The 13,568-nt window shown below is 40.5% G+C and carries 7 protein-coding genes; 4 read left to right on the top strand and 3 right to left on the bottom strand.

Translation table 11 applies throughout. The annotated features are described in order from the left end of the window. Positions 1-123: 123 nt before the first annotated feature. Entirely contained in the window at positions 124-1,026 is a 903-nt protein-coding gene (locus tag B3P16_RS14695) for a GLPGLI family protein (protein WP_286843412.1), read from the top strand. Next, positions 1,026-3,686 carry a hypothetical protein gene (locus B3P16_RS14690; protein ID WP_286843411.1) on the top strand — a complete coding sequence of 887 codons (2,661 nt, stop codon included), beginning with the start codon at positions 1,026-1,028 and terminating at the stop codon, positions 3,684-3,686. Before B3P16_RS14695 ends, B3P16_RS14690 begins: the two co-directional genes overlap by 1 nt. Before the next feature lie 263 nt (positions 3,687-3,949). On the opposite strand, the gene lipA is transcribed toward B3P16_RS14690, so the two are convergent. Then, positions 3,950-4,831, bottom strand: coding sequence for a lipoyl synthase (gene lipA, locus B3P16_RS14685; protein WP_046672297.1), 882 nt, complete (start codon positions 4,829-4,831; stop codon positions 3,950-3,952). A gap of 149 nt (positions 4,832-4,980) precedes the next feature. On the opposite strand from lipA, the gene B3P16_RS14680 reads away from it, so the two are divergent. Together B3P16_RS14680 and carB are read left to right on the top strand one after the other, a co-directional pair. Continuing rightward, positions 4,981-7,239, top strand: coding sequence for a beta-N-acetylhexosaminidase (locus tag B3P16_RS14680; RefSeq protein WP_286843409.1), 2,259 nt, complete (start codon positions 4,981-4,983; stop codon positions 7,237-7,239). Positions 7,240-7,593: 354 nt separating this feature from the next. Further along, complete coding sequence (gene carB / locus B3P16_RS14675) at positions 7,594-10,413, top strand: carbamoyl-phosphate synthase large subunit (protein WP_115047090.1); 2,820 nt, start codon at positions 7,594-7,596, stop codon at positions 10,411-10,413. Positions 10,414-10,457: 44 nt separating this feature from the next. On the opposite strand, the gene B3P16_RS14670 is transcribed toward carB, so the two are convergent. Both B3P16_RS14670 and B3P16_RS14665 read right to left on the bottom strand, forming a co-directional pair. Then, on the bottom strand, positions 10,458-11,396 hold the full coding sequence (locus B3P16_RS14670) for a formylglycine-generating enzyme family protein (RefSeq protein WP_286843407.1): 939 nt from the start codon (positions 11,394-11,396) through the stop codon (positions 10,458-10,460). Positions 11,397-11,564: 168 nt separating this feature from the next. Continuing rightward, positions 11,565-12,971, bottom strand: coding sequence for a Gfo/Idh/MocA family protein (locus B3P16_RS14665; RefSeq protein WP_286752228.1), 1,407 nt, complete (start codon positions 12,969-12,971; stop codon positions 11,565-11,567). Between the last annotated feature and the right edge of the window lie 597 nt (positions 12,972-13,568).

The following is a 13,568-nucleotide window of genomic DNA, read 5'->3' as shown; positions in this document are numbered from 1 at the left end:
GCTAACAAGTCAAACCTTTCTTAACCTGCATTAGCACAACCCTAGGGAGGATAATAACGAAAAGTTCAAATAAATTTTTACAATTACGAATATTTCGTATATTTACGATATAAACATATATTTATGAAATATTCATTATCAATCCTACTGTCTGTGGCCACGCAGCTATTATTTGCACAAGAGCGTACTCCTGCCATCGCTAAAGTGCATTACGAATTCAAACATGTCAATGACAGTACCCAACGGGACCAATTTTTACGCGATGAAACAGTGGTTTACCTGAATCAGCAGGGCAGCTACTATACGTCATATTCATCCAAACGCATGCAGGAAGAGGTCAAAAAACAGATGGAAGATCCCGCATTTTCAGGCAATCTAACCCTTACTACGCGCTCCTCGCCCTCATCATCATCTTATCTAATCAACCCCGATCAAAATAAAATAACAGAGGTAATATCCGTTGCTAGTGACCATTTCTCCATTACTTCACCATATCCCACACAGGATTGGGAAATCTTGGGAGATCGTAAAGAAATCGGTGGTTACAATTGCCAAAATGCGAAGGCAACATTCAAAGGCCGCACCTATATCGCCTGGTTTACAACCGAACTTCCATTTTCCTATGGTCCCTGGAAACTCCATGGTCTACCCGGACTTATCCTTGACGCACGGGACACAAAAAATGAAGTGATTTTTGCTTACGCCGGATTCGATAAAATTGAAGATGGAAAAACATTTGTCGAACTGCCACAAAATACCATCGCAAGTACGACAGATGAAGTAAAGAAAATTCAGGAAGCCTTTAAGGCCAATCCTCAAGCCTACATGCAAGCGCAATCCGGAAAGAATAGAGCCATCAATGTAGGCTCAAACGGAAACATCGTTGCCGTTCGATCCGGTAATTCAGGTGGAAGCTCCCCTATTGGTGCTTTGGATCCATCCAAAATAAAAAGTTTCAATATTTCAAGAGACGATAAATACAAACCTTCGAAGGTTACCAATAATCCGATAGAGCTGACGCCTTAATGAAAGTATTTCTATGTTTATTTATAGTCGTTTTGCTTGGGCAAATAACCTTTGCCCAGCAAACGATTAGTGGAACGGTCCAAGTGGATAAGACACAGCATCCCGTACCCTTTGCCAGTGTCAACATCCTTTCAGACGGTAAAATCATCGCTTTCAAGCCGACAGATAAAGATGGGCGTTTCACAATCACATTGACAAAGGAATATGCGAGCCTTTACCTGCAGATCAATCACCTTACTTACGAAAAATTTGAACTCAAACTTGGCACACAGACATCCAATCTTCGGATCGCCCTCGTTCCAAAAACCAATCTGCTACAAGACGTCATTGTAAAGAGCAAACCTAAAGTGAGCCGTTCAAATGATACGATTTCCTACGACGTCGGATCTTTTGCCAAAGAGGAGGATCGCAATATAGGCGACGTAATCAAACGCCTTCCGGGCATGGAAGTTACCGAATCGGGGCTTATAAAATACCAGGATAAAACCGTTTCTAAACTTTACATTGACGGTGACGATCTGTTGGAAAATCGCTATGGTGTAGGTACACGGACAATCCCGCATAAAATGGTAAAGGACATTCAGGTGCTCGACAATCACGAACATTATAAGGTCATTAAAAATAAAAGATTTACAGACGACGTCGCCATCAATCTCGTTATCAAAGAGGAAGCCAAGCTGAAGCTCACTGGACAGGCCAAAATTGGCGTCGGCACCCCCAATCTCTATGATCCTGAATTGAATTCAATCCTATTCAACAAGAAAGTAAAGATGCTGAATGTTCTCAACGGGAATAATACAGGTCATGATCTTTCCGGAGATATTATTGGAGCCAATCAATCCTCTTTACTGGCCAAGTTCGGCAGCTCGACTATCAACAATCTCCTGGCGACGAGCACAACAGGCAGTCCAAATATTCCTAAAAACAATTATTACTTCAACAATACCGGTTCACTGAACACCAATAACCTATACAATCTCAAGAATCTCTGGCAGCTAAAATCCAATATTCAGGTTTTATACGACAACGATAGGCAAAATAATGCCTCAAACACGCAATACCTGCTCGATGATGGTGATGTTTATTTTAATGAGCAAAATCACATGAAAACAGCGCGTTGGCTTGGCGCAGCCAGACTTTCGGCATCTACCAATACGGAAAAGAAATATGCGAGCAATACTTTATCATTTGAATATGAAAAAAAAGATATTACAGCATTGCTGGCAAACTCCTCAGGGCAGATCGAGCAGTTCCAAAAACACCACATCAAGGGATTCAGCAACTTGTTCAGCTATATACCCCAACTTAAAAACAATGACATTATTGCAATCAACTGGTCTTTAAATTATGGCAATAAACCGCAGACATTACAGATCTATCCCGGTGTTTTTCCAGAAATACTCAACGATAGCATTCCCTATAAAAGCAGCCGCCAGCAAATCGAAGTTCCTTCCTTTTTTACGGAGATCAGTACAGGTTATCGCTTCAATAAAGGCAGAATCAAACAATACTATCAAATTGGCTTCAATACAGATCGTCAACATTTCAACTCACTCCTTACCATAGTAGATAATGAGCAACGTGTTCGAACATTGGGCGATAATACCCGTAATAATCTGTATTGGAGCAGATCCCAAGCGTTTATTACATCGCAATATTCCTGGAAAACAAATCGATTTGAAACCCAGCTCGAGATCCCGATCACCTATTTGTTTACGCATTATGAAGATGTCAGCCATCAACTGGCCACGTCCAAAAATTCCATGCTGATCAATCCTAATTTAAAAGCAAGATGGCAGATTTCACAAGAAGACTATCTTCAATTTAACTATCAATTTGCGCAGGATATAGGCAATATTGAAGATATATACCTTGGTGCCGTATTACGGAACTATAGAATGCTTAGCCAAAATAATGCAGCGCTAAATGAATCCAAAAAACATACGTTTAATCTCAATTATAATTTGGCCCGCACCCTAAAAGTATTATTTGCAAATGCAGGTATTAGCTATACAAGATCGCTTTCCAACACGATGTTATCGTCCGTTATAAAAAATAACATCACCGAAAACATATTGGTCAATATGGATAACCTGCAAGATCGATGGTCATCTCAGATCGGATTTGATAAATACATCTTCCCTTTGGCAAGTACCCTCAAACTAAAAGGAAGCATTTCTTACTTCAAATACAATCAATTGTTAAACAATGCGCTAGTGCCTACTCGAAGTATGAGCTATCTATTTCAGCCCAGTATTGAAGCTAAGGTATTTAAATCTTATAATATTTCCTATTCAGGACTATTCAATTGGAGCCGGAGCAAACAACAGGGCCTTGACAATGCGATCCAAAACAAAACTACCACCATGATGCATAACATAGGCTTTCCGGCCAGTCCCTTTAAAAATGGCTTTATGCGGCTAAACCTACGTAATCTTTCCACCTTTCAAACAAACATGAAGAATGCAAGTTATACCTTCATAGACTTTTTTACGCGCTATAAGATCAACAAGTGGAAAATGGATATCGAATTGGAAATGAATAATTTGGCCAATATCAAAAACTATCGCACCTACCTGATGACGGCCAATATGATTTCACAGAATGAATTTGAACTTCGCGGGAGAACAATTTTACTTCGTACAGTTTTCAACCTATAAGACATCGGATCCCATCGGAAAGAAACAATTACGTTTTCTAGTGCTCGTCTATTGTTGCGCCCATAGACCAATCTCTTCCAATTGAAATCTCGCTATTTTAGCAGATTATCGATGATGAACAAGAGTAATAAGTTTTTCAACCCCTAGAGGCAAACCGTGTGATAAAAAAAAATAGAAAAAAGAAGCCTGAGCAAAAAAATCACCCAGGCTTCTTTTTATATCTTGCGAAAAATATTCTTTGTTAAAAAACTTAGAAATGTTTTCTATTGCATATCAAATAAATGTTTCTCTGCATGGTAAGAAGAACGAACCAGCGGTCCAGACTCCACATACTTGAACCCCATTTCCAAACCAATTTTCTGATATTTCTCAAATTGTGCAGGCGTAATCCACTCGATTACAGGATGGTGAGCTTTGGTAGGCTGTAAATATTGCCCCAGTGTCAAAATATGTACCCCAACGTTATATAAATCTTGCATTGCCTCGATAACATCTTCCTCTGTTTCCCCTAAACCAAGCATAATTCCTGATTTTGTACGGAGTCCAGCTTCAGAAATCCGACGCAGACACTCAAGTGAACGATCATATTTAGCTTGAACGCGAACTTCTCTTGTCAAACGACGTACAGTTTCAAGGTTGTGCGAAACAACCTCGGGACGTACTGCGATCACGCGGTCCAAATTATCCCATTGTCCTTTAAAATCTGGCAAAAGTGTTTCTAAGGTTGTTTCTGGGCTTTCCCGACGAATGGCATTTATTGTCTCCGCCCATATTATCGAACCACCATCTTTTAGGTCATCACGATCCACCGAAGTGATCACACAGTGTTTTACCTGCATTAACTTGACAGAATTGGCAACACGATTAGGTTCATCCAGATCCACCGCCAACGGACGGCCTGTTGCTACCGCACAAAATGAGCAAGAACGTGTACAGATATTTCCCAAAATCATGAAGGTTGCTGTTCCAGCCCCCCAACATTCGCCCATATTCGGGCAATTTCCACTCTCACAAATTGTATGTAATTTATGCTCGTCTACAAGACTTCTGACATGTCTATATTCTTTACCAACAGGCAATTTGACACGCAACCAATCAGGCTTGCGTTGTGCAGGAGTTGCCGGAATAACTGGAAGTTCAATCATACAACAAAGTTAAGGATTAAAAATGTAATTTCTAACCGTCAATTTGTTGGTTTTATATCATAAAAAATGAGCGATTACCGCCAATAATAGAATTATGAAACAAAAATTAGGATATTTGTGTTGATTATCATTAATCTAATAACAAAACTATGCGACTGAGCCGATCTTTATCCATGTTGTTACTTGGGGGTGCAACCATCTTTACTGCGCATGCCCAAACCAACTTTGACATTATACCCAAACCTTCGAAAATCACATTGGCTACGGGAACATACGCTATCCCTACACATCTTCAGGTTATTGTTTCAGATGAATTTCAGGAGGCGACACAATTGCTTACTGAACACCCAGCTATCAAAAGCCTAGCTGTCGAAGTACTCAAGAAAAATAAAAAAGGTCCAAAAGAAGGCTTTCGCATTATTAAAGCAGTTGATGCAGATAACCTTAGCAAGAACGCCTATTCCATCCAAATCGATGAAAAAGGCCTGCTACTCAGGGCCTGGAATGTACCCCAGGTTATCAATGGGATTTACACGCTGGTTCAATTAGGCTATCTACAAGCCGATCCAAGTAAAGTAGCCTATGCGACTATAGTCGATGAGCCACGATTTGCCTACCGTGGCTTACACCTGGATGTATCGCGCCATTTTATGCCGCTATCTTTTGTAAAAAAGTATATCGACATCATGGCCATCTATAAGTTCAACAACTTTCATTGGCATTTAACCGACGGAGCGGGATGGCGATTGGAGATTAAGAAATATCCGGAATTAACACAAAAGGCGGCCTGGCGAACACATACCAGCTGGAAAGATTGGTGGAACAATGGTCGTCAATATGTAGAAAAAGGTACGCCAAATGCCAGCGGTGGATTCTATACGCAGGAAGAAGCCCGCGAATTGGTCGACTATGCAGCCCGCAAAGGAATCAATGTAATTCCTGAGATAGAAATGCCCGGACATTCGGAAGAAGTATTGGCCGTATATCCGGAACTCTCTTGCTCCGGAAAGCCCTATAGTCAGGGAGAATTCTGTATCGGCAATGAAAAAACCTTTGAATTTCTAAAAAATGTTTTAGATGAAGTCCTCACGATATTCCCTTCCCAGTACATTCATATCGGTGGTGATGAGGCTGAGAAAAAGCATTGGGAAACCTGTCCAAAAGATCAGGCACTCATGCAGAAAGAAGGACTGAAATCTGTCGACGAACTGCAGAGCTATGCCATCAGACAAATGGATCAATACCTGCAATCTAAGGGTAGAAAACTGATCGGTTGGGACGAAATCCTACAAGGGGGACTTACCGAAGGAGCTACCGTCATGAGCTGGCGCGGTGAAGATGGCGGCATAAAGGCCGCAAATGCAGGCCACGATGTCATCATGACTCCCGGTTCACACCTCTATTTTGATTCTTATCAGACAGACCCTCGGACACAGCCTGAGGCCATCGGCGGTTACCTGACACTGGATAAGGTGTATTCATATGATCCTATTCCAGCGGCCATACAAGGAGATAAAGCCAAGCATATTCTCGGAGCACAAGCGAATATATGGACAGAATATGTTCCTACCACCGAACACCTTGAGTATATGGTATTCCCACGTGCACTGGCTTTAGCAGAGGTCAATTGGACCAATAAAGATGGGAAAAGTTGGACTGACTTTCAGCGAAGACTGCAATCTCATTATAAGCTTTTACAAGATCTGAACGTCAATTACTACCGTCCTTCCTTTAATGTCGCTTATACAGCAACATACAATGCAGCTAAAAACAACAATAAAATTACGCTGACAACCGAGCAACTAAAAACAGATCAGATCCGATATACCATTGATGGCAGTGAGCCTACAATCCAGTCTACGCCGTATACCGGACCATTTGAACTCAGCTCGACAGGCCATATCAATGCGGCTTATTTTCTAGATTCTATCAAAATTGGTCCAACCCTATCCTTTGATATTGACATTCATCGCGCTATCGGAAAAAAAGTAACGTACAACACAGCATGGTCGGGATATCCAGCACAAAAAGATTCTACCTTAACAAATGGAATCATGGGTGGACTTTCCTATCACGATGGCCAATGGCAAGGATTCACCAGTCCGATTGATGTGGTCGTGGATATGGAACGTAGAGAAGAAATACACCAGGTAGCCATGAATTTTATGCAGATGATTGGCCCGGGCGTTTACATGCCCGGAGAAATGGAAGTCCTGCTTTCGGATAATGGCCGTACCTTCAGATCGGTAGGAACAATCAAAAATGATATATCCGATAAAGAGTCCAAGTTGACTTTCAAAAGGTTTGAACTCAAACTTGACAAAGCACAGCAGGCGCGTTATATAAAGATCAAAGCCAGCAATCCTAAAAAAGGATACTTGTTTACAGACGAAATCATCGTTTATTAAACACATCTGGACAGTTTTCTAAACCTGCATGTTTTATTGACTTGTGGTTTCTCATTAAAGCATCAATGAGTTCAAAACTCACTGTTATCGGAAAACAACAACCTTCATGATTTCACAGCACCAATAGCTCTAAAATCATGAAGGTTCTATACTCGTTTTTGTTTTTCAGGACTACTTTTCCAACAAACGGCATTTAATTTTGAAATATTATTAAAATAAATACTTAATTTTCAAAATTTAAAATGTAACTTTGCACTCCGACAAAGCAGTCGGAATGACCCTTCCCCATGAGCTATTTTTGATTGTCTTTGCTCAGATTTACAATAGGAAATTTAATTTTTTGAACTAGATATAATGCCAAGAAACACTTCCATTAAGTCGGTTTTAATCATCGGATCAGGTCCCATCGTTATCGGTCAAGCTTGTGAATTTGATTATTCTGGATCTCAAGCATCCCTTTCATTGAAAGAAGAAGGTATTGAAGTATCCATCATCAACTCAAACCCTGCAACAATCATGACGGACAAAGTTGTTGCGGACAATGTCTACTTACTTCCATTAACTTGCGAAAGTATTGAAGAAATTTTGCAAAAACACAACATTGACGCTGTACTTCCTACCATGGGTGGCCAAACGGCTTTGAACTTATGTATCGAAGCTTCCAACCTAGGCCTTTGGGAAAAATACAATGTAAAAGTTATCGGTGTTGATGTTGCTGCCATTGAAAAAACTGAAAACCGCGAAGAATTCCGTCAATTAATGGTTGATATCGGTGTGGGCGTTGCAACATCCAAAATTGCAAACTCATTCCTTGAAGGTAAAGAAGCGGCACAAGAGATTGGCTATCCGCTTGTTATACGTCCATCGTATACCCTTGCAGGTACAGGAGGTGGATTTGTTCACAGAAAAGAAGATTTTGACGCAGCCTTAAATAGAGGTTTACATGCATCACCAACACATGAAGTTTTGGTTGAACAAGCTGTATTGGGCTGGAAAGAATTTGAGTTGGAATTACTTCGCGATACCAATGACAATGTTATCATCATCTGTACTATTGAAAACTTTGATCCAATGGGTATCCACACTGGAGACTCGATCACTGTTGCACCAGGCATGACATTATCAGACAAATGTTATCAAGATATGCGTAATCAGGCTATCCTGATGATGCGTTCAATTGGTACATTTGCGGGTGGTTGTAACGTTCAGTTCTCTGTAAACCCAGAAAACGAAGAGATCATCGCCATCGAAATCAATCCACGTGTATCACGCTCTTCCGCTTTAGCATCGAAAGCAACGGGTTATCCAATTGCGAAGATTGCAGCTAAACTGGCGATCGGTTACAACTTAGATGAATTACAAAATCAGATCACAAAGACAACATCCGCATATTTTGAACCAACATTGGATTATGTGATTGTTAAGATCCCTCGTTTCAACTTCGATAAATTCAAAGGAGCAAACAAGGAATTAGGTCTACAGATGAAAGCGGTAGGTGAAGTAATGGCAATCGGCCGTACATTTATCGAAGCTTTACAGAAAGCATGTCAATCCTTAGAGACTGGCCGCGCTGGTTTAGGCGCTGATGGTCGTCAATGGAGAAACCTTGACGAAATCATGGATAGTTTGGAACATCCAAGTGGTGACCGCTTATTCCATATCAAAGATGCTTTCGAATTAGGCGTTCCTTTGGAATCTATCCGTAAGGCAACACGTATCGACAAATGGTTCTTAGTACAAATCCAAGAGTTGGTACACCTTGAGCAAGAATTACGTCGTTATCAATTGAATAATATTCCACGCGACTTCTTCATGACCTTAAAACAAAAAGGTTATTCAGATGTGCAAATCGCATGGTTATTAGGAAATGTAACCGAGGATCAAGTTTACGATCGTCGTAAGGAGTTAGGCATCAACCGTGTTTACAAAATGGTCGATACTTGTGCTGCAGAATTCCCTGCACAAACACCATACTACTATTCGACGTTCGAAGAAGAAAACGAATCCATCTCTTCAGATAAAAAGAAAATCATCGTTTTAGGTTCTGGTCCAAACCGTATTGGTCAAGGTATCGAGTTCGATTACTCTTGTGTACACGGCTTATTGGCGGCTAAAGAATGTGGTTACGAAGCGATTATGGTTAACTGTAACCCGGAGACTGTATCGACAGACTTCAATATGGCTGACAAATTGTACTTCGAACCCGTATTCTGGGAACACGTACGTGAGATCATCGAATTAGAAAAACCCGAAGGTGTTATCGTTCAGTTGGGTGGACAAACGGCTCTTAAAATGGCTGAGCGTCTAGAGCAACTTGGCGTAAAAATCATCGGTACTTCATTTGAGAACATGGACTTGGCAGAAGACCGTGGCCGTTTCTCCGATCTATTGAAAGAATTAGAAATTCCATATCCAAGATACGGTGTCGCAACTTCAGCAGAAGAAGCATTACAAGTTGCAAACGAAGTTGGCTATCCAGTATTGGTGCGTCCTTCTTACGTATTGGGCGGACAAGGAATGAGTATTGTCATCAATGACGAAGATTTAGAAAAAGCTGTCGTCAACTTATTGAAAAATCTTCCTGGAAATCATATTCTGATTGACCACTTCCTGGATCGTGCAGAAGAAGCTGAATCAGATTCGATCTGTGATGGTGAAGATGTACACATCATTGGTATGATGGAACATATCGAGCCTGCAGGTATCCACTCTGGTGACTCATCGGCTGTATTACCTCCATTTGGCCTATCACAAGCTGTTCAGGACAAAATGGAAGAATATTCTATTAAACTAGCAAAAGCATTGAACGTAAGAGGTTTATTAAACATTCAGTTTGCTGTCAAAGGTGAAAATGTGTATGTTATCGAGGCTAATCCACGTGCATCACGTACAGTTCCTTTCATCGCTAAAGCTTATGATGTTCCTTACATCAATATCGCAACTAAAGTCATGTTGGGTGTCAATAAATTGAAAGACTTTACGATTGAACGTAAATTACAGGGATACGCGATTAAAGAACCTGTATTCTCTTTCAATAAATTCCCTGAAGTAGACAAGCAATTAGGCCCTGAAATGAAATCAACTGGTGAAGCAATTCGCTTTATCAAAGATCTTCACGATCCTTATTTCAGAGAATTGTACAATCAAAAATCAATGTTTTTGAATGCACAATAAGGCATATCAATCAAATAGAAAAGGCTTGCAAATGCAAGCCTTTTCTATTTGATATCTTTCACACAGCGAAATCCAACATTATTTGTAGGACTGTTGACCTCCCCTTTTCCTCTGCTTCCGGCTTTATACCTTTCACAATATTGATCGTTGCAAAGAAATGACCCGCCCCGTTGAACGCGTTTTTCGAGGTTTGGCTCCTGCGGATCATAAGAATCCTGTGGTCCTTTGGGATTCACTGCTGTACTATGCTGATAGTAATCGGGCCTATAAAAATCAGCACACCATTCCCACACATTCCCTTCCATATCATACAGTCCCAACGCATTTGCCTGAAATGATTTTACAGGTGCAGCCCCCTCAAACCCATCTTCCTTTGAATCTTGCACAGGAAATTTTCCCTGATAAATATTTGCGGTCCATTTACCATTAGGCTTCAAGTCCTTTCCCCAATAATACAAGTCGTCGTTTGCATCATTACGTCCCCTAGCCGCATATTCCCATTCCGCTTCTGTCGGCAGTCGTTTGCCCGCCCACTTCGCATAGGCTGCGGCATCTTCATAGGCAACCTGAACAACAGGATAATTCATTTTGTCCTTTATTGAGCTATTCGGTCCCTCGGGATGTTGCCAGTTAGCACCAGGGACATACTCCCACCACATCAGGTAATTATTTAATGAATTGAGTTCTTTGGGCTTAGAGAACACAGCCGATCCCGGGACTAACATCTTGGGATCCACCCCCGGAAAATCTTTCGGATCCAACTCCCGCTCAGCAACAGTTACATAACCCGTCTCCTTTACAAACTGCGCAAACTGTGCATTTGTGACCTCATGTTCATCCATATAAAATGAATTTAGTTCAACCTGATGTAGGGGCTTACTATCTTCAAAATTTGAACTTCCCATTAGAAATTTGCCCCCTTCGACCAATATCATTTTGTCCGCATTCTTGCTTTTTAGCTGGGCAATTTGGGATTTTATCATACCAGCGCGCGTAGGTATATTTTCCCCAACACAACAGGAAAGTGTATCCTTAGTGGAAAATAACGATAAACAGGTAATTAGAGTCAGATTGAATAACATAATTAAAGATAAACATAAAAGGGGAACAATAAAAAGTTCCCCTTCAATAAGTCATTTTATATAGGAGGGCTATACGCCCAATTGTATATTTTCTTTTTTCGCTGATCTCGAACGGATAGGCGTATTTCCGCCACCTTTTAACGTGATTTCTACCGGCGTATTATTTTTCCATGCACCTTTTGTGAAATCCGGTACATCAACTGTTTTACAGTTCTTTTCGACAGATTCGAAACTCAACGGTACGATACAGCTCCATGAAGCGGCGTCATAGACATCCTGATCCAAAGGTAATCCATTGCGCAAACAATCAATTAGACGCCAGTCCATCATAAAATCCATCCCACCGTGTCCACCGACCTGCTTTGCCTGCTCACCAATATATTTTACCAATTCTGGGGTGTATTTATCATACAGTTCTTTCAATTTCTGTTCTGTAATGAATTCATGACCAAAAGCAATATTCTCCGTAGGATACTTTTGTGCAAACCCTTTGGTACCACTCAGTGTATGTAGCCTAGAATAAGGTCTAGGAGAAGTAACATCATGCTGCAACATAATCGTTTTCCCTTTGGCCGTACGGATAAGCGTTGTATTCATATTACCACGGTATTTCTTTCCTACAAATTCCTGAAAAAAAGAATCCTTAGCGGCTAACTCTTTCGCTTTTTCTCCCATCATAAAATCACTGGAAGACATCGCCACAAGATGATCCATTTTATCCCCTCTATTGATATTTAAGCATTGTGCCACAGGTCCAAGTCCATGTGTAGGGTACAGATTTCCATTTAGTTTTATATTTTCTCTTAGGCGCCACATGTTATCATAGCCATTTTTTGCAAAGTTAAGATCAAGCAAATCGTGAATATAAGCACCTTCAGCGTGAACGAGCTCGCCAAACAAGCCTTGGCGCACCATATTCAATGTCAGCATTTCGAAGAAATCATAACAGCAGTTCTCCAGCATCATACAATGCTTTTTAGTTGCCTCGGATGTTTTTACCACCTCCCAACAATCCTTGATTGTCAAAGCGATCGGGACTTCACAAGCCACGTGATTACCCGCTTTCATCGCCGCAATACTCATCGGAGTATGATAATCCCAAGGCGTACAAATATAGACCAGATCAAGCTTCTCTTCTTTCAACAAGGTTTTCCAGCCATCTTCACCTGAATACGCTTTAGGAGCTGCTAGACCTTTCGATGTAACAATTTTTGTTGCGCGCTCCACCCGGTCTGGATGCTTGTCACAAAGTGCGACAATTTCGCATCCCTCAATAAAGGACAAGCGTTCAACAGCACCAGGACCGCGCATACCCAGTCCTATCACCGCTACTCTGACTTTATCGATTTTTGGAGCTGCATATCCAGACATATTAAACGACGCGGCTGCCGTATTGGCATTGACCAGAGTAGGGAGTGAAACAGCCAGCGATGACAATATTCCGGCTTTTTTAAGAAAATCTCTTCTAGAATCCATAATTTAAAGTTCATATAAATTTAAAGGGACCAATTGGTCCCTCTAAAAAATCACCTATTTTAAAACAAACTAAACAGTCAATAGAAAAAATCCTTTTGGATCGGATTTTATAGTTGGTTCTATTTAAAGAACTTAATCTCTATAACAATAATATAACACTTTTTTCTAAATAAAAAATGAAACTTGAAAGCAATCGTTTGCTTAATCTACACAAACGATTGCTTAAATTTTTATCTTCGTTGTTTTTCAATCGATATTCTGCAGCCACAGAGTTTTTAATAATGAAATTCCGAGTAGAATAATGGCATTGCTACAATATAATCCAGCAATGATTACTAATGAATGCCGAGCTGCATTTGTTATCGTTAAGCAATTGTAACTTCACAGAGGCCTAGCTAGAAGTATAATGTTATCGGGTTCCTGATCGGGATATGTAGATGAGAAATAGTATGTGGATACAATGATATCTGCCTTATTAAGCTTAATAATAGTGTAGAATGACCGTATAACATATGAATTTTATAGCAAGAACTATAGCCACTCACTGTATAATTCGCAACAGTTGGATAGCCTATAAGGAAAGTAAATTCAAGCAAC

Source organism: Sphingobacterium sp. UBA7631, from assembly GCF_002483935.1.
Classification (GTDB): Bacteria; Bacteroidota; Bacteroidia; order Sphingobacteriales; family Sphingobacteriaceae; genus Sphingobacterium; species Sphingobacterium multivorum.
The sequence above is the reverse complement of the archived record's forward strand: the minus strand, read 5'-3'. Positions and strand labels throughout refer to the sequence as shown.

Excerpts from the sequence above, each read along its gene's own strand:
- B3P16_RS14695 (WP_286843412.1), top strand. The coding sequence starts at position 124 with ATGAAATATTCATTATCAATCCTACTGTCTGTGGCCACGCAGCTATTA.
- B3P16_RS14690 (WP_286843411.1), top strand. The coding sequence starts at position 1,026 with ATGAAAGTATTTCTATGTTTATTTATAGTCGTTTTGCTTGGGCAAATA.
- lipA (WP_046672297.1), bottom strand. The coding sequence starts at position 4,831 with ATGATTGAACTTCCAGTTATTCCGGCAACTCCTGCACAACGCAAGCCT.
- B3P16_RS14680 (WP_286843409.1), top strand. The coding sequence starts at position 4,981 with ATGCGACTGAGCCGATCTTTATCCATGTTGTTACTTGGGGGTGCAACC.
- carB (WP_115047090.1), top strand. The coding sequence starts at position 7,594 with ATGCCAAGAAACACTTCCATTAAGTCGGTTTTAATCATCGGATCAGGT.
- B3P16_RS14670 (WP_286843407.1), bottom strand. The coding sequence starts at position 11,396 with ATGATAAAATCCCAAATTGCCCAGCTAAAAAGCAAGAATGCGGACAAA.
- B3P16_RS14665 (WP_286752228.1), bottom strand. The coding sequence starts at position 12,971 with ATGGATTCTAGAAGAGATTTTCTTAAAAAAGCCGGAATATTGTCATCG.